Here is a 24,140-nt window from a genome sequence, read left to right as displayed (position 1 = left end):
GACATTATAATAGTTTGTGCTTTAGCATTTTCATATCCACTCCCAATTTCTCTTCCAATACGCGCGCATACACTTGTGTCGTAGTCAACTTTGTATGTCCCAATAATTTAGAAACGGTTTCAATAGGTACCCCATTAGCCAATGTTACCGTAGTGGCAAAGGTATGCCGCGCGATATGAAAAGTCAAAGGCTTATGAATTTCTGTTAAGTCAGCAATCTCTTTTAAATAGGCATTTAGATTTTGATTGGACATTTTTGGAAATAACAACGCTTCTTTATATACTCCCACCTCACTACCACTGTATTTTTGAATCAACTCCAAGGCTTTGGGGAGTAGCGGTATTTTCACAGGTGTTTTTGTTTTTTGCCGTTGCGTAAACACCCAAGGCGTATCATCAATCCCCAAGACCACATGCTTTTGCTGCAATCGCATCATGTCTCCATAAGCGATCCCAGTATAACAACTGAACACAAAAAAATCACGAACGGTCTCTAAACGTTTGATAGGCGTTGTAAAGTTTTCAATTCGTTCCAATTCCTCTTGCGTTAAAAATGCACGCTCTTTCTTCTCTGTTTTACATTTATACTTAATAAACGGATCACGCTCCAACCACTCCAAATGAAACACCAAGGTGACTAATTTTCGTAAGCGTTGCAGATGTTTCATGATGGTATTGTTACTTATCCTCATATGTTTCTGTTCACTCACCATACACCTTAAAAATGCTTCAAACTGTACAATAAAGGAATAATTCAATTCACTTAAAAAAAGATCCTCCCTATTGAGTTTTTCCCGCACAAACTTTCGAATATAGCGTTGACTGGTTTGGTAGTGTCTCAAGGTATGGGGATGCAGAACTCCTTGCATGGCATCCGTATGATATTCCATAATGTCTTCCAAAGAATATTGTTTCTTAACCGTTCCTAAAAAATGTGCTTTGATCAATTCTCCAGTGACGGGTGTAGGCGTTTGCCGTAATTCATTGTAAAGCTGAAATAACTCAGCATAGGTTTCATCTAAAAAAGCATTAAGATCTTGGCTTACTAGATCTTTACCCTTAGAGCGTTGCAATTTCCCATCCCAAAGTTGGGTTTTTACTTTTATTTTTAAACTAAAATTGGTGATTTGCCCTGTGACCGTAAGTCTGGCATAGATAACATTTTCAGATTTAGCGGTAGATCGCGCTCTGTTAATCCAAAATAAAATTCCAAAGGTTTCTGAAGTACGCATACGTTTCGTTTTTAAAAATTAAACAATCATTACCAACGAAAGTCAAATCAATATGCAGTCCTCAAAGAAAAGCTTGTTATGACAAACTCTCAAGAGTTTTCCCACAACAGTAAGCCTTAAATTACAGTTTTTATTTTTACCACCGACAACACCTTCTTTTTTTAACACATCCATACATTCATTTACAAAGAAGGATACCGAATTCGAATCCAAACGGATTCAGGAAATCGTCAATCATTTTATTCTCACCGTCAATCATTTTTAAAAAGTGTAAAATTTTGTCTTACAACAACTTAGAATAAAATATTCAAGTAATCGTCAATCATTTTAATCCCAAAACGAAATGATTGACGAAAAGAACTCATTTTAGTTGCTTTTAAATGATTTCAAATGAAGGTAGTAAAAATAAAAAAGCCTGTAAATCAATTGTTTACAGGCTTTTTAGTTGTAATTAAATTACTTATAGTGATCGCGACAGGATTCGAACCTGTGACCGTCTGCTTAGAAGGCAGATGCTCTATCCAACTGAGCTACGCGACCAGTATTTCATTTTTGTCGGGGTGGCAGGATTCGAACCTGCGACCTCCTGCTCCCAAAGCAGGCGCGATGACCGGGCTACGCTACACCCCGTCGACAATTTTTAAGAGTTATCAACTCTTCAGCGGAGAGACCGGGATTCGAACCCGGGGACCAGAAACCCGGTCACAGCTTAGCAGGCTGCTGCATTACCACTCTGCCACCTCTCCTTTGGCCATTCTATTAAGAACTGCGCAATTCTCAAATTGCGGATGCAAATGTAGTGGTTCAGATTATAGAACGCAACTATTCTTTACACTTTTTTAATTATTTTTTCACCTCTCCTTCTATCTTAATGAAATACAGTAAATTATAATTAAACTCATCAGAGCACTTTTTATGATTCTATAGAAAACATACGTCTATTCGGGGTATTCTACTCGTAAATGATAAATGTTTACCAGCTTTTGTTTGAGTATCTTTTTTATCTGTTCTATTTCTTTAAACGTAATGTTGGCATTTAAAAATTGTCCTTCATCCATCTGCTTATTAATAATCTTCTCTACAAAAGTATCTATAATGCCATAGGTAGGGTTTTTTAAGCTTTTTGAGGCCGCTTCTACAGAATCTGACATCATAAGTATAGCTGTCTCTTTAGAGAACGGTATAGCCCCTCTATATCTAAAATCTTCTTCTTTTACAGCTTCGCCTTCCAAGTCAATTTGCTTTTTGTAAAAATAGTAGACCAACGAGGTGCCGTGATGGGTACGTATAAAATCTATAATTCTATCGGGGAGATTGTTCTTTTTAGCCAAGGCAATACCATCAATTACATGGTGTATAATAATAGAGGCACTCTCTTTAGGTTCTAACTCATCATGTGGGTTAATAGATCCTTTTTGGTTTTCGGTAAAGAAGGTCGGGTTATTCATTTTTCCTATATCATGGTACAAAGCTCCTACCCTCACTAACATGGCATTAGCTCCAATTTCTATAGCCGCTGCCTCGGCCAAGTTAGCCACCTGTAAACTATGATGAAAGGTCCCTGGAGCTTTTTCAGATAACTCGCGTAACAATCTGGAATTGGTATCGGATAACTCTAATAGCGATACATCAGAATCCAAGCCAAAAATCTTTTCATAAATATAAATAAGGGATTGGGCCGAAACCACTGTAATCAATCCGTTTAGTAAAAAGAAGCCTAATATCCACCATAAATCTTCCGAGCTAAAGGCTCCCTCACTAATCAGATAAAAAGCAATATAAGAAAGTAAATACACCAACGTAATTTGCCCTACCGAAATAAATAAATTGGCTCTTTTATAGAGCTCAGACACAGTAAGAATGGTAACAATACCAGCCATAATCTGAATAAAAATATACTCAAAGCTATTAGGTACTAAAAAGCCTAAAATCAATATCGTTAGAACGTGCACAAAAAGTCCGGTACGGGCATCAAAAAAGGCTTTTAATACAATAGGCAATATACTCAATGGTACAATGTAAATATAAAGTACATTGTATTGTATGGCAAAACTAGTAAGAAACACCATTAGCATGATGTTCATAAAAATAAAGGTAACTTTGGTGTTGTTGTTGTAAATTTCGTTTCGGTATTTATTTAAAAACAATAACAACATAAGCAGTACAAGGGCAATTAATAACACATAGCCAACTACAATCCAGGTATAGTTACTTTCGCTCCACAATTGCGATTCATATTCTTTCTTCAATGAATTCAGAATATTGAATTTTTCTCCTTCTACTACTTCCCCCTTAACAATAATAAGCTTTCCAGAAGTCACTGTACCACGGGTATACGATATTTTACTCAAGGCTTCTTCTTTGGCCTTTTTAGTAAAGTTTTCGTTCTTACTAACATTAGGCTCCATAACATCCATAAGCAACTCGTAGATATGATCTGTATAATCTGCATACGGTTCCTTATCAAATGTTTTAATAACAAAATTGTGTAACTGACTTAATTTAAATACCGAAGTCGTTTTTACTTCTTTTACCTTATTGCCTTCTTCTATTAAATTAATAACACCCGCATCTTCTTTAGCAAAAGAGACCACCACTCCTTTCTTGTATACATTTGCTACTACCGATTCTATTTTAGATTTTACCACTGCTGGCAGGGTATCAGACAGATAATTTTCTAATTGTTCTTCTATCTTTGCCTCTACAATAGGCTGTATAGAAGCATTGTAATTATAATAGGGTTTTACGGTTTTTAAAACCTTATCTTTTTCTATAGCTATCTCATCGTTAGATTTGTGTATGGGAAAATCAAATGGCGCCAACAGGTTTTCATACTGCCATGGTTTCCCTTTTTGAAACTCATATTTAAACTGTCCTCCCTTAGGAAATAGATATAAAATACCTACTACCGTAGCCACATACAAAAAGAACTTATAAACTAAAGATTGATTTCTATATAATTGATCGGATATTTTCTTCATGAACTTATGCTATGAATCTCAAAAATAACTAAAATTACTTAGTCTCACACATATCAAAATCAGAATATCTCCATGTATTTCTGTATAATTTAATTAAATTCGCAAAACACAAAAGATTTTATACAAATGACAAAAAATGTTGTTATAGTATCCGCAGCCCGTACTCCTATTGGAAGCTTTATGGGAAATTTGTCGGGTATCCCTGCTCCTCAGTTAGGAGCATTTGCCATTAAAGGCGCGTTAGAGAAAATTAACTTAGATGCTACTCTTGTAGACGAAGTACTTATGGGAAATGTGGTACAAGCTGGAGAAGGACAAGCACCTGCACGACAGGCTGCTATCTTAGCCGGAATTCCAAATACGGTTCCTTGTACTACGGTTAACAAAGTATGCTCTAGTGGTATGAAAGCGGTAATGCAAGCAGCTCAATCTATTGCCTTAGGCGATACCGATGTGGTAGTTGCCGGAGGTATGGAAAACATGAGCATGATACCGCATTACGTACACATGAGAAACGGTGTTAAATTTGGTGCTACCAGTTTAATAGACGGTATGCAAAAAGACGGTCTTTTAGACGCTTACAATAATGAAGCGATGGGAGTTTGTGCAGATACTTGCGCGGTTGAATACAACTTCTCAAGAGAAGATCAGGACAATTTTGCTATCACCTCTTATACCCGATCACAACAAGCTTGGGAAGCCGGCAAATTTAAAGACGAGGTAGTTCCGGTAGCAGTTCCACAACGAAGAGGTGAACCTATTATTGTTTCAGAAGATGAGGAATTTAAAAATGTAAAGCTTGATAAAATCCCCTCCTTACGTCCTGCATTTACAAAAGGTGGTACCGTAACAGCTGCCAATGCTTCTACCATTAATGATGGAGCGGGAGCGGTAATATTAATGAGTGAAGAAAAAGCGAAAGCATTAAACTTAACTCCATTGGCTACCATTAAAGCATACGCAGATGCTGCACACGAACCAGAATGGTTTACTACGGCTCCTGCTAAAGCTTTACCAAAAGCTTTAGCCAAAGCCAATATAGCCATAGAAGACGTTGACTTTTTTGAATTTAACGAAGCTTTTTCAGTTGTTGGTTTAGCAAATACAAAATTATTAAATTTAGACCCTGAAAAAGTGAATGTAAATGGTGGTGCAGTTTCATTGGGTCACCCACTAGGATGCTCAGGGGTTCGTATTATTATTACTTTATTGAGCGTATTGCAGCAAAATAATGCAAAAATTGGAGCTGCTGCAATTTGTAATGGTGGTGGCGGTGCTTCTGCAATTGTTATAGAAAAAAATTAACTTTTTAATATATTGGTTAAAAACCCTTTTATGAGTTAATTAGCACTTTGTAATAAACTCATAAAAGGGTTAAAAATTTAAATTAAATACATGCTATTCGGAATTTGTAACCTAAGTATTGTTCCTTTACGATTAGAACCATCAGACAGTAGCGAAATGGTTTCGCAAATACTTTACGGCGAACATTTTAAAATACTTGAACAACGAAAAAAATGGAGTCGAGTTCGGGTAGCATACGATACGTATGAAGGTTGGATTGACAACAAACAACTACTACTTATAGAAGAAGAAGTATATAAAACTATAGATAATAGTACTGCTGCTTTTTCGTCTGACATTATTGAATTTATAGAAACCAACAATCAGCTTGCACATATCCCTCTAGGCGCCGTAGTAAGCAACTCAAATATATTAAATGCATCTTATGATGGGGCTTTTATATCAGGTGTTCAACCTAAAGAGCAAATTGTAAACACCTCTTTTAAATACTTAAATACACCATATTTATGGGGTGGTAAAACACCTTTTGGTATTGATTGCTCGGGCTTCACCCAAATGGTGTATAAACTAAACGGATATCAATTACTTAGAGACGCATCCCAACAAGCTACACAAGGAGAACCTTTAAGTTTTATTGAAGAAAGCGAACCAGGTGATCTTGCCTTTTTTGATAACGAAGAAGGACAAATTATTCATGTTGGTGTCATGATGCAAGACAACTACATTATACACTCTCATGGTAAGGTTAGAATAGACCGTATAGATCATTCTGGCATCTTCAACGTAGATTTACGGAAACACACGCATCAACTACGTGTTATTAAAAAGATTATATAATAAAAAACCCTCTTTAAAAGAGGGTTTTTAGTATATTAATAGTTAGTGAGTAAATTACTCTCCTAACATATCTTTAATTCTTTTGAAGTTTTCAGTATCACTAACTGCTCCATAAATTTGCTTTAAGAAGTCAAGTAACTTAGGGTCTGTAGTTCCAGTTTCCTTAAGATACGCTTCTAACACATTTGCAGCATTATAGTATAACTCTTCTTTTTGCTTAGCATACACCTCAAATTTCTCATTATCTTCTTTCGTATTACCTAAAGCATTCATTTTTTCAATAACTCCATTTCCTTCATCTAGGTAAGTAGTAGATAAGTTTGTAGCAGCATCTTTATAAGTAGGCTTAATCTCAAGCGCTCTCTTATAGGCAGCTTTAGCACCTTCATAGTCTTTTAGTTTACCACTAGCTACTCCAATGTTAAATTGAATTTCAGCATTATCAGGTGCCATTTCAGAAGCTCTTTGCATCAACTCCTTAAACTTAGCGTTATCTCCCATTTCGTAGTAAACAAACGCTTGACTCATAATTAAGTCAACATTATCTGGCTCATTTGCAATAGCTTGGTCAAATGCAGCAATTGCTTTATCATTTTCTCCTTGCTCTACATAAATCAAAGCCAATCTTTTAATTATCTCAGGTCTTTGAGAAGGCGTTTTCTTATCTTCAGGGTCTTTATAAGCCCCACTCTTTACATATAAATCTCTTGTTTTTTTATCTGTAAAAGGAGTAACATCGTTTGTTGCTACATCAGTTGCAAAATACTGCACTGTAGATCCATCATACCCAATCTCTAAAAGATCGTTGTAAATTTTAATCGCCCTATCATAATCTTTAGCAATACCTGCAGTAATAGCAGCATTACTGTAACTAGCCGTATCTATAGGCTTTAATCTATATACTAATTCAAATTCTTTTGAAGCAACATCAAATTCTTTTTTTTCGTTACTAGCAAAAGCAGCGTTTTTAACAGTATCAGCTACTGCACTCTTTAAAGCCAAAGCCTCGTCAGTATACTTAGCCTTATTTTCTTTTTCAAAAGCAACTAATTTATCAAAAGCTTCCATTCCGCTTTTCACATAATCAACTTTGATACTTTCTTTATTAGGCGCACCTAACATCATGTTAGACTTCCCAAGATAAAAATAGTACTTACCTTTTAATTTTGCATCAGCAGAATTTCCATCTACAGAAGATAAAGTAGAAAGTGCCGCCTCATAATCATTACTTTTCAAGGCTTTTTCTGCGCTTTTTATTTCGTCTTTTTGACCAAATGAAAGCATACTTGATGAAAGTAAAGCTCCCATTATTAGCTTATTTCTCATTTTAATTTCTATTTATATTTACGTTAGTTTAATCAATATCTGTTCCGTTTTCAATTTCATCTACTCCATCGGTGATATCTTCTTCACCTTCTTCCTCTTTCATTACTTTAGCCACAGCAGCTATAGAGTCATTTCCTTTTATATTAATTAATTTAACCCCTTGAGTAGCTCTTCCCATAATACGAAGATTCTCTAACCCAAGACGAATAGCAATACCCGATTTATTAATAATCATTAAATCGTCATTATCTGTAACGCTCTTAATAGCTACTAACTGTCCTGTTTTTTCAGTAATAGAAATGGTTTTAACCCCTTTACCTCCACGGTTGGTTACACGATATACAGGCTCCCCATCTTCTGGATCATCTATATATGTACGTTTACCATACCCATTCTCAGAAACTACTAATACAGTTTCTTCCTGAGAGTTTTCAATAGCAATCATTCCTACCACTTCATCAGCATCATCTGCCAAAGTAATTCCTCTTACCCCAGAAGCACTTCTACCCATAGGTCGAGTTTTACTTTCCTCAAAACGAATTGCTTTACCTGATTTCACCGCTAACATTACCTGACTGTTACCAGTAGTTAATTTAGCCTCTAGCAACTCATCCCCTTCTCTAACTGTAATGGCGTTAATACCATTTTGTCTAGGTCTTGAATACGCCTCTAAAGAAGTTTTCTTAACAACTCCTTTTTTAGTAGCCATCATTACATAATGACTATTAATATATTCTTCGTCCTTAAGATCCTGAGTACAAATAAATGCTTTTACCTTATCATCCATTTCTATATTAATAAGGTTTTGTATTGCTCTACCCTTTGATGTTTTACTACCTTCAGGTATTTCAAATACACGCATCCAGAAACATTTTCCTTTTTGTGTAAAGAACAGCATGTACTGGTGATTGGTACCAACAAATAAATATTCAAGGAAATCCTCATTACGTGTGGTAGACGCTTTTTGCCCTACACCGCCACGGTTTTGAGTTTTGTATTCAGAAAGTGGTGTACGCTTAATATAACCCGCATGCGAAATAGTAATTACCACTTGTTCATCGGCAATCATATCCTCCATACTAAAGTCACCTCCCGCATACTCTATAACAGATCTTCTTTCGTCTCCGTACTTATCTTTTACCTCAAGAAGTTCTGTTTTAATGATATCCATCCTACGCTCTTTACGCGCTAAAATATCTTTACACTCTTCAATAAACTTCATGATTTCATCATATTCATTACGAAGTTTATCTTGTTCAAGCCCCGTTAACTGACGAAGTCTCATTTCTACAATAGCACGTGCCTGAATTTGAGACAGACTAAAACGCTCTATTAGTTTAGAACGTGCTTCGTCAGGACTTTGAGAACCTCGAATAATAGCAATAACTTCATCTATATTATCAGATGCGATAATAAGTCCTTCTAAAATATGAGCTCTTTCTTCTGCTTTACGTAGCTCGTATTCAGTTCTTCTAACAACTACCTCATGTCTGTGTTCCACAAAATAATGAATCATATCTTTTAGATTCAATGTAAGTGGTCTACCCTTAACTAAAGCAATGTTATTAACACTAAATGACGACTGTAATGCAGTATACTTATAAAGTAAATTTAAAACAATATTAGGAATAGCGTCACGCTTTAACACGTATACAATACGCATCCCTTTACGGTCAGACTCATCACGGATTGTAGAAATACCTTCAATCCTCTTATCATTAACAAGATCGGCCGTTTTCTTAATCATATCCGCTTTATTCACCTGATATGGTATTTCCGTAACTACTATACATTCTTTACCATGAACTTCTTCAAAGTTAGCTTTTGCACGTATCACTACTCTACCCCTACCGGTTTTAAAAGCCTCTCTAACACCATCGTACCCATAAATAGTACCACCCGTTGGAAAATCAGGCGCTTTAACATACTGAATTAGCTCATCTATTTCAATATCATTGTTCTCTATATACGCAATAGTCCCATCTACTACCTCACTTAAGTTATGAGGAGGCATATTAGTAGCCATACCTACCGCAATACCAGACGCTCCATTCACTAATAAGTTAGGAACTCTAGTTGGTAAAACTATTGGTTCTTTTAAGGTGTCGTCAAAGTTTAATTGTTGGTCAACTGTCTCTTTGTCAATATCTGCCAACATGTCTTCAGCAATTTTTCGCATACGTGCTTCCGTATAACGCATTGCTGCCGGACTATCACCATCTACAGATCCGAAGTTCCCTTGACCATCTACCAACATATAGCGTAAGCTCCATTCTTGCGCCATACGTACCATAGCATCGTATACCGAACTATCACCATGAGGGTGATATTTACCTAAAACTTCTCCTACTATTCTTGCTGATTTTTTATGGGCTCTGTTACTTAGTACTCCTAATTCATACATTCCGAATAAAACCCTTCTATGAACTGGCTTTAGACCGTCTCTTACGTCTGGTAAAGCTCTGGAAACAATCACCGACATTGAGTAATCAATGTACGCCGATTTCATTTCATCTTCAATATTAATAGGAATCAGTTTTTCCCCTTCTGCCATATCAAAAATTTAATTAAACGCTAATTTATTAACCTCGCTAATATACATAATTTAAATAGGGTATTAAGAGACAAAAATCCTTTTTTTCCCAATTTTATTAACAGTTAAAACTATTATAAAGGTTAAAAAAACACACTTACAAATATTGTTTTTGTCTATTATTTTTCGTCACTTAGCAAGTAGAAGACAATTTAGGGTATAATTATTGCCATTGGTATATTAAAATTTTTGAAATTTTATAATTGAAAGGAGTAATTTATGGATGATAATTTTTCACCAAGAGTAAAAGATGTGATTGCATATAGTAAGGAAGAAGCCTTACGATTAGGTCATGACTTTATTGGTACGGAGCATCTAATGTTGGGGTTGTTAAGAGATGGCAATGGAAAAGCTATTAGCATTTTGCATGCACTAGATATAGATTTAGAGTTATTAAGACGAAAAGTTGAAATTCTAAGTCCGACCAATCCAGAATACGCGCAATCGCAAAACAAACAAAACTTACATTTAACAAGACAGGCTGAACGTGCACTGAAAACAACATTTTTAGAAGCTAAGCTTTTTCAGAGCTCTTCTATTAATACAGCACACCTGCTACTTTGTATTTTAAGAAACGAGAACGACCCTACAACAAAGTTATTAAACAAGTTGAGGGTAGATTATGACAATGTTAAAGAACAATTTAAACTTATGATAACAAGTGACGATGATTATATAGAATCTCCTTCTGCTGAATCATTTTCTGATGATGCAGGGAATTCAGATGACCTTTCGAAAGATGGCCCATTTGGTGGGGGTGCCTCTGGCAGCTCTTCTAAATCCAACAAAAAATCTAAAACTCCTGTTTTAGATAATTTTGGTAGAGACTTAACGCAACTTGCCGAAGAAGGTAAACTTGACCCTGTTGTAGGTAGAGAAAAAGAAATTGAGCGTGTTTCTCAAATTTTAAGTAGAAGAAAGAAAAACAACCCGCTTCTTATTGGAGAACCAGGAGTTGGTAAAAGCGCCATTGCTGAAGGTTTGGCTTTGCGTATTATTAAAAAGAAAGTATCGAGAATACTTTATAATAAACGCGTAGTTACGCTTGACCTAGCTTCCTTAGTAGCTGGTACAAAATACAGAGGACAATTTGAAGAGCGTATGAAAGCCGTAATGAATGAGCTTGAAAAGAATGACGATCTTATTTTGTTTATAGATGAAATTCACACCATTGTAGGTGCTGGTGGTGCTACAGGTAGTTTAGACGCTTCTAACATGTTTAAGCCTGCATTGGCAAGAGGTGAAATTCAATGTATTGGAGCTACCACTCTAGACGAATATCGTCAATACATTGAGAAAGACGGAGCTTTAGAAAGACGTTTCCAAAAAGTAATTGTAGAACCTACAACAGTAGATGAAACCATTCAGATTCTTCATAACATTAAGGAAAAATATGAAGAGCACCATAATGTAAAGTACACTGACGAAGCAATTGAGGCTTGTGTAAAATTAACAAACAGATATATAACCGATCGTTTTTTACCAGACAAGGCTATTGATGCTTTAGATGAAGCAGGTTCTAGAGTACACATCACAAACATGGATGTTCCTAAACAAATTATAGACCTTGAAAAACAATTAGAAGAGGTTAAAGAACTTAAAAACTCCGTTGTTAAGAAACAGAAATACGAAGAGGCAGCAAAGCTTAGAGACGATGAGAAACGTATTGAAAAGGAACTGTTAATTGCTCAAGAAAAATGGGAAGAAGAATCTAAACTTCATAAAGAAACTGTAAACGAAGACAATGTAGCGGATGTTGTTTCTATGATGAGCGGTATTCCTGTAAACAGAATTGCCCAAAAAGAAATTAACAAATTAGCGAAGTTACCCGAACACATTAGAGGTAAAGTTATTGGGCAAGATGAAGCTGTTAATAAAGTAGCCAAAGCGATTCAACGTAACAGAGCCGGATTAAAAGATCCGAACAAACCAATTGGCTCCTTCATATTCTTAGGTCAAACTGGGGTTGGTAAAACTCAACTGGCTAAAATTTTAGCCAAAGAATTATTTGATTCTGAAGATGCTCTGGTACGTATTGATATGAGTGAATATATGGAGAAATTCGCCATCTCTAGATTAGTAGGGGCACCTCCGGGATATGTTGGATATGAAGAAGGTGGACAGTTAACTGAAAAAATTAGAAGAAAACCATATTCTGTTGTACTATTAGACGAGGTTGAAAAAGCACACCCTGACATCTTTAACATGATGCTACAAGTGTTAGATGATGGATTTTTAACAGATAGTCTTGGTAGAAAAATTGATTTTAGAAACACTATTATCATTATGACTTCTAATATTGGAGCTCGTCAGCTTAAAGATTTTGGTCAGGGAGTTGGTTTTGGAACCTCTGCAAAAGTATCACAAGCAGACCAACACCAGAAAAGTGTTATTGAAAATGCTTTGAAAAAGGCTTTTGCTCCTGAGTTCTTAAACAGAATTGATGATGTTATTGTATTCAACGCTTTAGAAAAAGAAGATATCTTTAAAATTATTGATATAGAACTTGAAAAACTATTGTTAAGAATTAAAGATTTAGGTTATGAACTAACTTTAACCGAAAAAGCGAAAAACCATATTGCTGAAAAAGGATTTGACAGACAATATGGTGCGCGACCTCTTAAAAGAGCCATTCAGAAATATATTGAAGATGCCTTAGCCGAAGAAATTGTTTCTGCTAAACTTGACGAGGGAGATAAAATTCTAATGGATCTTGAAGATGGCGAAGATGAATTAAACATCACTATAACGAAGGCTGAAAAATCTTCTTAATTATAATCTATTTTGAGGCAATTCCTCAAAGTATGTAATCTCGATTATAGAGTAATATTGTTTAAATAATAAGTAGCCCCCGAAGATTAAATCTTCGGGGGCTTTATTTCTACAAATCAAATACCCCTATAACATAAAGAACACTATCTCTAAAGGTTTCACCAAGAATGTGTCTACTGTAATTACCATAACAAACAAGAAAGAGATTCTTTTGTCAGGCCTCCTTTTTGCCGTTGGCATGTAGTTTCCTCCTCTAGGTGACTCTCTTGCAAGATACACCAATCTTACTTTACATAATAAAGGCTAGATAATTTGAATCGAAAAACAGTTTGTAAATACCTTTAAAATTAGTAGGTATATAGCAAATCTGAATTTAATCCATCTATAGAGAGTGTTACACTATTACTTCCTGCAACCTGAAGATTGGTTAAATCAAAAACAAACTCAACACTCGGCAATGCTAAACATATCTCTAAATTAATTATATCTACTCTTGAATCATAAGTAACTTGCCCATTAGACGTTTGCGGATTCGCAGCAAAAAAACTAGCTTCCCATGTACTTCCATCGCAACCTGAAGAGGACACCATAACTGTTAAACAATCTCCATCTATAATTGCGGAGACCACAGAAGATTGATAAGATGGAGTTGCTGAATAATCTGTAGGACTTACTAAAACAGAATTCTCGCTACAGGGATTAACATTTCCCGTATTTGCATCGTCTTCAGAACACGATAACAAACAGATACAAAATAGTAACGCGATAATACTTAGAGTTGTAATTGATTTCATTTTAAGGCTCTTTTCGTTAAACATTCTATCTACTAGATATGATTTTTTAAAAACAGTTGCGTGTATAATGGGTATTTCATAAAAATTGTAAAAAAAATAAGACTCACCCAACAAGTTCTAAATCAAGATAGTATTTTTGCCACCTTTATACCAAAAACCCCATTTCATATAATTATGAAGCAACTTTTAAACTTATTCGACCTTAAACAAAAGGTTAATTATAAAACAGAAATTTTAGCCGGCTTAACCGTGGCTATGACCATGATACCAGAATCGTTATCGTTTGCCTTACTCGCAGGCTTTCCTCCTTTAGTTGGTTTATACGGTGCATTTATCATGGGATTAATTACTTCCATCCTTGGAGGTCGCCCAGGATTAATATCTGGTGGTGCAGGTGCTACAGTAGTGGTTCTTATTGCACTAATGAAATCTAATGGTCTTGAATATGTTTTTGGAGCTATTATAGTTGCAGGTATTATACAAATCGCTGTAGGTCTATTCAAACTAGGTAAATTCATTCGTTTGGTACCCCAATCGGTTATGTACGGATTTGTAAATGGGTTGGCTATTATCATTTTTATGTCTCAGTTAAAACCATTTCAAGTAGAATCCAACGATGTTACTACTTGGTTAAGCGGCACTCCACTTCTAATAATGGCAGGCTTAGTTGCTCTAACCATAGCTATTATATTAATTCTACCTAAAATAACCAAAGCAGTACCCTCCTCTTTGGTTGCCATTATTGTGGTTTTTGCTATTGTATACTTCTTTCAAATAGATACCGAACAAATAAGAGACAAAGCTTCTATTAGTGGCTCTTTGCCTCCTTTTCATATTCCTCAAATCCCATTTACATTAAAAGCTTTACAAATTATTATTCCTTATGGATTAATTATGGCAATGGTAGGATTAACCGAAGGCCTTTTAACACTAAACTTAGTAGATGAGATAACCGGAACCAGAGGACGAAGCAATAAAGAATGTGTAGCGCAAGGAACCGCTAACATTGCGAATGGTTTCTTTTTTGGAATGGGGGGATGCCCCATGATTGCGCAAACACTAGTAAATTTATCTGCCGGATCAAGAGCTCGTTTATCAGGTATTGTAGCATCTTTAACTATTTTAATAATTATAATCGTTGGAGGACCTGTAATTGAATTATTACCTATTGCAGCTTTAACAGGAGTTATGTTTATGGTAGCTATTGGTACTTTTGAGTGGACCAGTTTAAAAGTATTTGGTAAAATGCCGTTAACAGATGTTATTGTTATGCTTATTGTAATGGCAGTAACTGTATTTATGCACAACCTAGCATTAGCGGTATTAATAGGAATTATTATTTCAGCATTAGCATTTGCTTGGGAAAATGCAAAACGCATTAGAGCCCGAAAATACATTGATGATAACGGTATTAAGCACTATGAGATATACGGACCTCTATTTTTCGGTTCAACAACAGCCTTTAATCAAAAATTTGATATTAAAGGCGATCCGAAAGAAGTAATCATCGATTTCTCTGAAAGTAGAGTTGCCGATATGTCTGCTATTGAAGCTCTCAATACGTTAACCGAAAAATATCAAAAAGCAGGTAAAAAAATCCATTTAAAACATTTAAGTCAAGATTGTATTAAGCTCTTAAAAAATGCTGACAAAATAGTGGATGTTAATATTCTAGAAGATCCTAACTACAAAGTAATGACTAACGAACTATAAATTAAAAAAGCATCCTTCTAGGGTGCTTTTTTAATTCTATCCAATTGCTATTTCTTTTCGTTTGGCCATTTTTTCAGCTATAACAGCAATAATTAATATTTGAGAAATATGATAAAGCATTACTGGTATAATAAATAAACTACCTTGCGGTGTTGCCCCAAACATTACATTTACCATAACAGAGCCATGCACTAGAGACTTCTTAGAACCGCAAAATAAAGCTGTTATTCTATCTTCTACCGTAAATTTTAGAACCTTTTTAGCAAGCATATAGACAATAAACATTACTCCGAAAAATAAAACTAATACAGCCACATACAAAAACACAAAATGTGTCCATTCCATATCTCTGAATAAATGAGAAATAAAGGAATTACTAAAACTAGAATATACAATTAAAACAATAATTGTCTTATCAAAATTACTAATCCAATTTTTTCTTTTAGCTGCAATACCACCAAACTTCTTGTTCAGAAAAAGGCCTAAAGTTATTGGAATTATAATTTGTATCAACAGCTTTACAAACACATCTAAAAAAGATACATTTCCTACTTCTTGCACTACCATACCTAACCATACTGGCGTTACTACCACTCCTATTAAACCAGAAATTGTAGCATTAAAAATAGCACCAGGCACATTACCTCTCGCTAAAGAAACCATTACTACCGAAGACGATACAGACGATGGCAAAACGGCAAGAAAAAACAAACCAATCCATAGCATATTACCTATACCAGATTCTAATAGCGGCTTACATGCTAAAACAATTAGTGGAAATAAAATAAAGGTACTGCACTGTACTAAAATGTGTAATCTATAATTTGACAATCCTTGTTTTACTTCTTTAAAAGAAAGTTTTAGCCCATAGAAAAAAAAGATAAAGCCAATACCTATATTGGTAATCTCATGAACATGTAACAACTCCGATCCCTCTGGAAAAAAGTACGCAATAATAATTGCTGTTAAAAGCGATACAATAAAACCATTTACCTGTACTCTCTTAATTCTCATACCTTTTTTATCAAAAATTAAAATTCTATTATCAAGTAAACTACTTCGGGGCAAGCTTACAAATCATTTAGTAAGCATTGCATTTCTATTTCGAGACAAGTCTCAGAGCATTTAATCTCAATTATTAAGTAAAAATACATTTATTTAGAGTAGCCAACCATTAAATTACTCCTAAAACTATTAGATAAAGTATATTTGTACAAGAAATAAGAAATAAAAAAATATGAATATTGCAAGATATATAGATCACACTCTTTTAAAAGCTGTTGCTACCCCTACCGACATAAAAAAGCTATGTAACGAAGCGCTGAAATATAATTTTTTTTCTGTTTGTGTAAATAGCTGCTATGTAAAAGAAGCATACTCATATGTAAAAGACAGTGAAACTAAAGTTTGTAGTGTTATTGGATTCCCGTTAGGTGCCATGAGCACAGAAGCTAAAGTTTTTGAAGCTAAAACTGCCATTGCAGATGGTGCGGAAGAAATTGACATGGTGATAAATGTAGGTCAATTAAAAGCTGGCAATGCAAGCTACGTAATGCAAGAAATTAAAGCTATAAAAGAAGCTATAGGTAGCCATGTTTTAAAAGTGATTATAGAAACTTGTTATCTTACAGATGAAGAAAAAAAACTAGTCTCTGAACTATCTGTTGAAGCAAATGCTGATTTTGTAAAAACATCTACAGGTTTTGGTACTGGTGGTGCTACTATAGAAGATATAACGATAATGAAAAACAGTGTAACAGATAAAGCTAAGTTAAAAGCAAGTGGTGGTGTTAGAGATTTTGAAACCGCTAAAATGTACATTGATGCTGGGGTTGAAAGGCTTGGAACTTCTAATGGTATTGCTATTATTGAGGGGTTAACTACTGGTGAAGGATATTAAAAATATAACGAGAGCTCCATTAGAATATACCAATTCAAATGGAGCTTTCTAAACAATTTAAACAAATAAAAAATTATTTACGTTCTCTACTCCAAAGGCATTGTAATAGTTTCGGGTTCATCAAAATTAATCATCCAGTTAATCCCGAACTTATCTTTAAACTGACCAAAATGCGCTCCCCAAAATGTCTTTTGAAGTGGCATTTTAATAACCCCTTCTTTTGATAGCTCTATGAAAAAATGATCTGCTTCTTCCCTAGAATCCGTGTTTATAGAAATTGCAAAATTATCACCAAAATCAACCCACCCCATTTTTTCCGTAGTATCGCTTCCCATTAACATGGTTTCTGTACTTATAGGCAAACAAACATGCATTATTTTTTCAGCCTCAGCAGCATCAACTTCACATTCATCATTCGAAGGTATATCTTTAAACCTTCCTATATAAGTAAACTCTCTATCGAAAACAGCCTTATAAAACAAAAAAGCTTCTTCGCAATTACCATTAAACGTTAAATAAACATTTGTAGTAGCCATAGCAAATTTTAATTTAGAAATGTGTTTTTCCTAAAATTAAGAATTTTCAAATAATCCCCCTCCCTTTTTACTGTTAATTTCCAACACTTTAGATTCATTTTTTTAAAATATTCCTTATGTAAAACCAACTTTATATCTAATTTGATACTTTTGTAAAAAATGATAGGTATGATGGTAGTAACAGAGTCGAGAACTTCTCTTGAAAAATATTTTCTGAAATTCAGAGAGCATATTATTGGTATTAACCAAACATTTGATTCTCCGTATGGAAAACAACAGGTGGTATATGCAGACTGGACGGCTAGTGGAAGGCTATATGGGCCTATAGAAAAGAAGATGCAAGAAGTTTTTGGTCCCTATGTTGCGAACACACATACCGAAACTACCTATACAGGTACTGCCATGACCATGGCATACCATGAAGCCAGAAACATTATCAAAAAACATGTAAACAGTAATGCTAATGATGTACTGATAATTGATGGTAACGGTATGACTGGAGTTATCAATAAGTTTCAACGTATACTTGGATTAAAACTACCTGAAAACTTATCGAAACATACGCAAGTACCAGAAGAGATAAGACCTGTAGTTTTTGTAAGTCATATGGAGCACCACTCTAACCAAACGTCTTGGCTAGAAACTATTGCTAAGGTAGAAGTTGTACCTCCAGGAAAAGATGGTAGATTTTCAATAGAAGAATTACAAACACTATTAGAAAAATACGATCATAAAACTATTAAAATTGCTTCCATTACCGCTTGTAGTAATGTTACGGGATTAGATACTCCTTACCACGACATTGCAAAATTAATGCATGCTCATGGAGGAGTTTGTTTTGTTGATTTTGCCTGCTCAGCTCCTTATGTTGCTATTGATATGCACCCCACAGACGAAGAGGCATATTTAGATGCTGTGTTCTTTTCTCCTCATAAATTTCTTGGAGGACCAGGAACCTCAGGAGTTCTTATATTCAACAATAAGCTATATAAAAACATGATTCCTGATTGTCCGGGTGGGGGAACAGTAAGCTGGACGAACCCTTGGGGAGAGCATAAGTACATTGCCGATATTGAAGGAAGAGAAGATGGTGGTACTCCTGGTTTTTTACAAACCATTCGTACAGCACTCGCCATTCAGTTAAAAGACGAAATGGGTGTTGAAAATATTATAGCTAGAGAACACGAAATTCTTGAACAAATATTTAATACGGTAAACAAAATACCATCGGTTCATTTATTAGCTCCTGAACATACCGACAGATTAGGAGTAATTTCTTTTTATATAGATGATTTACATTATAACCTAGGGGTTAAATTATTAAACGATCGATTTGGTATACAAACCAGAGGTGGTTGTAGTTGCGCCGGTACCTACGGACATTATTTACTACATGTAGATAAAGAAACCTCGAATATGCTAGTGCAGGAAATTGCCCTAGGAGATCTTATTAAAAAACCGGGATGGATTAGACTTTCTATTCACCCAACACTTTCTTGCAATGAAATAAAATACATTTGTCAATGCATTAAAGACCTTGCTGAAAACCATAAAGAATGGGCTCTAGATTACGACTATGATAAATCAAAAAATGAATTCACTCATAAGTTGTACAAAAACAACATTACCGAAGAAGTACAAAGCTGGTTTAAGTTTTAAAACTTAAACTTCAGCTAACTACAAATGTTTATATTCATCAGGCACCTTATCCTTATGCTTAAATCGGTTATGTGTCCATAAATAATACTCAGGTTTTTTTCTAATTTCCGCTTCTAATAATTGATTAAAAGTATCTGTTATCTGATAATTAGGAACCTCTTTGGGTGTATCTGAAATTACTTGAAATGTAGCATTATAATATCCACGCTTTACTTTTTCTACTTTCATAAAAACAACTGCTGCATCAAATTTCTTAGCCATAATTTCTGCGCCTGCATAAACGGGAACTGTTACCCCGAGAAACTTAGCCCAGTGATGTGCGTGACGCATTTGTGGTGACTGATCACTAATTAAACCATATAATGCTAATTTATGTTCTGCTCTATGCTTTAACATAACTCGCACCGTATTGTATCTAGATATTAATTCAGCGTTGTTACGTTTTCTTATTTTTCTAATAAGACTATCTATTTTTTTATTAGCCAATGGTGTGTAAATTCCAAAACCTTCATGCTTCACAAAATCCCCCATACACATTACCCATTCCCAATTGGCGTAATGTCCCATTACAAGCATAATGCTCTGGTTAGTATCTTCGTACTTCTTTAAAACTTCAAGATTTGTAAACACATAACGTTTGTGAATTTCTTCCTGAGAAATAGTCATCGACTTCATCATTTCCAGTAACGTATCAAAAAAGTGATCGTAAAACTTTTTTTCTAACGTTTTTAACTCCTTCTCAGATTTATCTGGAAAAGCTAATCGAAGATTTTTGCGTACTACCTTAACTCTATAACGTCCAATTGTATAGAGAACAAATCGTGCCAAATCAGAAAAAAAATACAATACTCTGAATGGTAAAATCGACACAGACCATAACAGAGCATAGAATAGTAAGTAAACTATTAGGTGCATTTGCAAGTTCAATTTTGTGCAAATATAGTTATATTTATTCTCTTAAAAATCATTAATTTTTTATGGACTTTAACATCACTACCATTACTCTTATAGCTTCAAACATTCTCATTACATATAAAGGATTTAAAGACCATGCCTTTTTCGAACGTTACAAGTTTCATATCGGCGGTATTCAACGTGGAGAAAAAGATAGAATGTTCACTTCGGGGTTCTTACATGTAAACGAAGCGCATCTTATTTTTAATATGCTTACTCTTTACTTCTTTGCCAGTCAAGTAATCTCGAAGTTTGGTGATTTAAAATTTTTACTTATATACATTGCTTCTTTAGCAACCGGAAGCCTAATGGCTTTATGGTTTCATAGAAACGAGTACAGTTACAGTGCTGTAGGTGCCAGTGGTGCTGTTATGGGCATTTTATATGCTTCTATTTTAATAGAACCGTTTCAGAAAATATATTTAATGTTTTTACCTATAGAAGGTATTCCCGGATATTTATTTGGAATTTTTTATATGCTTTATACCCTATATGGGATGAAAGTCAGAAGAGACAATATTGGGCATACAGCACATTTTGGTGGTGCAATTGGAGGCTACTTCATGACACTCTTATTTGACCCAACCCTATTACAGACAGATCTATTAATTAGAGGGCTTATTGCGTTACCTATTGTTATTCTTTTTGTATTAATAAAATTAGGTAAGCTATAATCTTTGGCATTATAATTGAAAATAAATTTAGAAAAATTGTTATGAAAAAGATTTTATTTACGTTTTTAATTTTGGCAACAGCAACATTGAATGCTCAAAGTATGAGCTCAAAAATTCCAACAGTTTCTATTACCGGAACCGGAACGGTATACATGACTCCTGATGGTGTAACTATTAACGTTAAAATTGAAAATGAAGGTACTACCGCTATGGAGGTAAAACAATTGAATGATCAAAGCATTGATGCTTCATTAAAATTTTTGAAAAAATCAAAAATTAACCCTAAAAAGTATCAAACGGATTATATTAGAATTAATAAGAACTACAACTATCAAACAAAAGAATACAAATATGTTGCCAGTCAATCTTTAGTAATTCATTTAGATGATCTTTCTAAATACGAAGAAATCATGCAGGGATTATTTGAGAACGGCGTAAACAATATTAACAATGTTGCCTTTACTTCTTCTAAAATAAAAGAACTAAAATCTGAGGCTCGTAAAAAAGCTATTTTAAACGCTAAGACAAAAGCTGAGGAATATGTTTCTGTACTAGATCAGCAAGTTGGAAAAGCTTTAGAAATATCAGAAACCAGTATACCGAATTATGTTTCTTCCCCTAACTATATGCTCGAAAAAGTTGAAAATGGACCATTAGAAGAAACCATTGCTGCCGGACAAACAGAAATTACTGTAAATATTTCGGTTGTTTTTGAATTAAAATAACTATCATATATAAAACACAAAAATGGGGATTCAAACGGAGTCCCTATTTTTGTGTTTTCTTAAGCTTTAAATACCAGCAATTTCCGAAATCTCTTTGATGAAAGCATCTGCTAAACTATCAGCTTCTTCTTGAGACATTGCTTCTGTATATATTCTAATAATAGGCTCTGTATTAGATTTACGAAGGTGTACCCAATTTTGAGGAAAATCAATTTTAACCCCATCAATAGTCGTAATATCTTCGCTTGAGTAACGCTTTGTCATCTCTGCTAAAATACCATCTACATCAATTTGAGGTGTTAACGCTATTTTCTTTTTACTCATAAAGTATGAAGGGTACGTTTTACGTAACTCACTAACGCTTATTTTTTGTTCCGCTAAGTGTGATAAAAACAGGGCAATACCAACAAGGGCATCTCTACCATAATGCAATTCAGGATAAATAATCCCTCCATTACCTTCTCCTCCAATAATTGCCTTAGTATCTTTCATCATCTGCACCACATTCACTTCTCCCACTGCACTTGCCTTATAAGTTCCACCATGTTTTTCGGTTACATCTCTTAAGGCTCTGGAAGAAGACATATTAGAAACTGTACTCCCTGGTTCCTTTCCTAAAACATAATCAGCTATGGCCACTAAGGTATATTCCTCTCCAAACATTTCACCATCTTCTGCAACAAAGGCTAAACGGTCTACATCAGGGTCTACTACTATTCCTAAATCTGCTTTATCAGCAACTACCTTTTCACAAATATCAGTAAGGTGTTCTTTTAAAGGTTCAGGGTTATGAGGAAATTCTCCATTAGGTTCACAATATAACTTAATTACTTCTACTCCTAATCTTTCCAATAATAGCGGAATTGCAATACCTCCTGTAGAGTTTACCGCATCTAAAACCACCGTCAATTTTGCTTTGGCAATGGCTTCTTCATGTACCAACGGAAGATTTAATATTTCATCAATATGAATATCAAAATAAGCATCATTAATATGTACCTCTCCAAGATTATCTACATCGGCAAAATCAAAGCTTTCTGCTTCTGCTATTTCAAGAATTTCAGCACCATCTTTAGCACTTAAAAATTCTCCTTTATGATTTAATAATTTAAGCGCATTCCATTGTTTAGGGTTATGACTTGCCGTTAAAATAATACCTCCTTCAGCATTTTCTAACGGTACTGCTACCTCAACGGTAGGAGTAGTAGAAAGTCCCAAAGACACTACTTCTATCCCTAACCCCACTAAAGTATTCACTACTAATTCCTGCATCATACTACCAGAAATTCTTGCATCTCTACCTATTACTACTTTTATATTGGGTCTATGTTGGTATGTTTTCTTTAACCAGGTTCCGTAAGCAGCAGCAAATTTCACCGCATCTAAGGGAGTAAGGTTATCTCCAACCGCTCCTCCTATAGTTCCTCTGATTCCTGAGATTGATTTTATTAGTGTCATTATTTCTTTTTTGTATTTAAACAAATATACTAATTAGCATTACGTTCTTATATTAGTTTTTGTAATTTTAGAAGAAATGAACTATTTAGCCCATATCTACCTCTCAGGAGAGGACGACCTACTGAAAATCGGAAATTTTATTGCCGATGGTATTAAAGGTAAGAAGTACCTTGAGTACCCAGAGACCATACAAAAAGGAGTATTATTACACCGATCCATAGATACCTATACAGATGCTCATGTCGTAGTAAAACAAAGTACCAAAAAACTACACGCCACTCACGGACATTACAGTGGTGTAATTGTAGATATGTACTACGACCACTTTTTGGCGAAAAACTGGAAACAGTTTCATACTACTCCACTCCCAGATTATGCTGATGATTTCTATAAAACACTGACAGAACAAAAAGCTATTTTACCTGAGCGTATTTTAAAACTTATGAAACCTATGATAACCTATAATTGGTTGTTGATGTATGAAAGTTTAGAAGGTATTGATACCATCTTAAAACAAATGCATCACCGTACTAAATTTAGAGGTAGTTTAGATATTGCAGGTGAGAGTTTACAGCAACATTATAACGCATTTGAAGAAGAATTTTTCTTATTCTTTAAAGATCTTGAAAATCATGTTCAAGAAACATTATCCCAATTATAAAAAAAGGCTGTCCGTTGGCAG

18 protein-coding genes and 3 tRNA genes are annotated in these 24,140 nt (G+C 34.7%); 9 read left to right on the top strand and 12 right to left on the bottom strand.

Going from position 1 to position 24,140, the window contains the following annotated elements; all coding sequences use genetic code 11:
- Positions 1-4: 4 nt before the first annotated feature.
- The 5 genes from NBRC110019_RS04350 to NBRC110019_RS04330 all read right to left on the bottom strand — a co-directional run bounded on the left by NBRC110019_RS04350 (position 5) and on the right by NBRC110019_RS04330 (position 4,212).
- On the bottom strand, positions 5-1,231 hold the full coding sequence (locus tag NBRC110019_RS04350; RefSeq protein WP_281752757.1) for a site-specific integrase: 1,227 nt from the start codon (positions 1,229-1,231) through the stop codon (positions 5-7).
- Between the two features lie 466 nt (positions 1,232-1,697).
- A tRNA-Arg gene (locus NBRC110019_RS04345) sits at positions 1,698-1,771 on the bottom strand.
- Between the two features lie 15 nt (positions 1,772-1,786).
- Positions 1,787-1,861: transfer RNA gene (locus NBRC110019_RS04340), tRNA-Pro, on the bottom strand.
- A 32-nt stretch (positions 1,862-1,893) separates the two neighbouring features.
- A tRNA-Ser gene (locus NBRC110019_RS04335) sits at positions 1,894-1,977 on the bottom strand.
- Positions 1,978-2,169: 192 nt separating this feature from the next.
- Positions 2,170-4,212 (bottom strand): HD family phosphohydrolase, encoded by a 2,043-nt coding sequence (locus NBRC110019_RS04330; RefSeq protein ID WP_281752755.1) that lies wholly within the window; start codon positions 4,210-4,212, stop codon positions 2,170-2,172.
- Positions 4,213-4,338: 126 nt separating this feature from the next.
- Between NBRC110019_RS04330 and NBRC110019_RS04325 the strand changes: the two genes are divergently transcribed.
- Both NBRC110019_RS04325 and NBRC110019_RS04320 read left to right on the top strand, forming a co-directional pair.
- A complete protein-coding gene (locus tag NBRC110019_RS04325; RefSeq protein WP_281752753.1) occupies positions 4,339-5,517 on the top strand; it encodes an acetyl-CoA C-acyltransferase in 1,179 nt (392 codons plus the stop codon).
- A 90-nt stretch (positions 5,518-5,607) separates the two neighbouring features.
- Positions 5,608-6,354 (top strand): C40 family peptidase, encoded by a 747-nt coding sequence (locus tag NBRC110019_RS04320; protein WP_281752751.1) that lies wholly within the window; start codon positions 5,608-5,610, stop codon positions 6,352-6,354.
- Positions 6,355-6,408: 54 nt separating this feature from the next.
- Here NBRC110019_RS04320 and NBRC110019_RS04315 read toward each other — a convergent pair whose 3' ends face one another.
- Both NBRC110019_RS04315 and gyrA read right to left on the bottom strand, forming a co-directional pair.
- The gene (locus NBRC110019_RS04315) at positions 6,409-7,680 is read right to left on the bottom strand and encodes a tetratricopeptide repeat protein (protein ID WP_281752750.1); all 1,272 of its coding nucleotides are present in this window, start codon (positions 7,678-7,680) and stop codon (positions 6,409-6,411) included.
- Positions 7,681-7,708: 28 nt separating this feature from the next.
- Positions 7,709-10,234 (bottom strand): DNA gyrase subunit A, encoded by a 2,526-nt coding sequence (gyrA, locus tag NBRC110019_RS04310; RefSeq protein WP_281752747.1) that lies wholly within the window; start codon positions 10,232-10,234, stop codon positions 7,709-7,711.
- 258 nt (positions 10,235-10,492) lie between these two features.
- Between gyrA and NBRC110019_RS04305 the strand changes: the two genes are divergently transcribed.
- Positions 10,493-13,045, top strand: a complete 2,553-nt coding sequence (locus tag NBRC110019_RS04305) for an ATP-dependent Clp protease ATP-binding subunit (protein ID WP_281752745.1) — start codon at positions 10,493-10,495, stop codon at positions 13,043-13,045.
- Positions 13,046-13,392: 347 nt separating this feature from the next.
- On the opposite strand, the gene NBRC110019_RS04300 is transcribed toward NBRC110019_RS04305, so the two are convergent.
- Complete coding sequence (locus NBRC110019_RS04300; protein ID WP_281752743.1) at positions 13,393-13,839, bottom strand: hypothetical protein; 447 nt, start codon at positions 13,837-13,839, stop codon at positions 13,393-13,395.
- A gap of 174 nt (positions 13,840-14,013) precedes the next feature.
- On the opposite strand from NBRC110019_RS04300, the gene NBRC110019_RS04295 reads away from it, so the two are divergent.
- Entirely contained in the window at positions 14,014-15,552 is a 1,539-nt protein-coding gene (locus NBRC110019_RS04295; RefSeq protein ID WP_281752740.1) for a SulP family inorganic anion transporter, read from the top strand.
- Between the two features lie 36 nt (positions 15,553-15,588).
- On the opposite strand, the gene NBRC110019_RS04290 is transcribed toward NBRC110019_RS04295, so the two are convergent.
- Entirely contained in the window at positions 15,589-16,566 is a 978-nt protein-coding gene (locus NBRC110019_RS04290; RefSeq protein WP_281752738.1) for a bile acid:sodium symporter family protein, read from the bottom strand.
- A 223-nt stretch (positions 16,567-16,789) separates the two neighbouring features.
- Here NBRC110019_RS04290 and deoC point away from each other — a divergent pair, with 223 nt between their 5' ends.
- Entirely contained in the window at positions 16,790-17,452 is a 663-nt protein-coding gene (gene deoC / locus NBRC110019_RS04285; RefSeq protein WP_281752736.1) for a deoxyribose-phosphate aldolase, read from the top strand.
- 86 nt (positions 17,453-17,538) lie between these two features.
- Here deoC and NBRC110019_RS04280 read toward each other — a convergent pair whose 3' ends face one another.
- A complete protein-coding gene (locus tag NBRC110019_RS04280) occupies positions 17,539-17,988 on the bottom strand; it encodes a VOC family protein (RefSeq protein ID WP_281752734.1) in 450 nt (149 codons plus the stop codon).
- 171 nt (positions 17,989-18,159) lie between these two features.
- On the opposite strand from NBRC110019_RS04280, the gene NBRC110019_RS04275 reads away from it, so the two are divergent.
- Complete coding sequence (locus tag NBRC110019_RS04275) at positions 18,160-19,647, top strand: aminotransferase class V-fold PLP-dependent enzyme (protein WP_281752761.1); 1,488 nt, start codon at positions 18,160-18,162, stop codon at positions 19,645-19,647.
- An 18-nt stretch (positions 19,648-19,665) separates the two neighbouring features.
- On the opposite strand, the gene NBRC110019_RS04270 is transcribed toward NBRC110019_RS04275, so the two are convergent.
- Positions 19,666-20,562, bottom strand: coding sequence for a lysophospholipid acyltransferase family protein (locus NBRC110019_RS04270; RefSeq protein ID WP_281752732.1), 897 nt, complete (start codon positions 20,560-20,562; stop codon positions 19,666-19,668).
- Between the two features lie 62 nt (positions 20,563-20,624).
- Here NBRC110019_RS04270 and NBRC110019_RS04265 point away from each other — a divergent pair, with 62 nt between their 5' ends.
- Positions 20,625-21,275 (top strand): rhomboid family intramembrane serine protease, encoded by a 651-nt coding sequence (locus NBRC110019_RS04265; RefSeq protein WP_281752730.1) that lies wholly within the window; start codon positions 20,625-20,627, stop codon positions 21,273-21,275.
- A gap of 41 nt (positions 21,276-21,316) precedes the next feature.
- Positions 21,317-22,000, top strand: a complete 684-nt coding sequence (locus tag NBRC110019_RS04260) for an SIMPL domain-containing protein (protein ID WP_281752728.1) — start codon at positions 21,317-21,319, stop codon at positions 21,998-22,000.
- Between the two features lie 66 nt (positions 22,001-22,066).
- Here NBRC110019_RS04260 and glmM read toward each other — a convergent pair whose 3' ends face one another.
- Positions 22,067-23,458: a phosphoglucosamine mutase gene (glmM, locus tag NBRC110019_RS04255; protein WP_281752727.1), complete on the bottom strand. Its 1,392-nt coding sequence runs from the start codon at positions 23,456-23,458 to the stop codon at positions 22,067-22,069.
- 76 nt (positions 23,459-23,534) lie between these two features.
- On the opposite strand from glmM, the gene NBRC110019_RS04250 reads away from it, so the two are divergent.
- On the top strand, positions 23,535-24,119 hold the full coding sequence (locus NBRC110019_RS04250) for an acyl carrier protein phosphodiesterase (RefSeq protein WP_281752724.1): 585 nt from the start codon (positions 23,535-23,537) through the stop codon (positions 24,117-24,119).
- Positions 24,120-24,140: the final 21 nt, after the last annotated feature.

This window comes from Neptunitalea chrysea, from assembly GCF_027924145.1.
GTDB lineage: Bacteria > Bacteroidota > Bacteroidia > Flavobacteriales > Flavobacteriaceae > Neptunitalea > Neptunitalea chrysea.
Note: the sequence above shows the minus strand (reverse complement) of the source record. Positions and strands in the feature narration are given on the sequence as shown.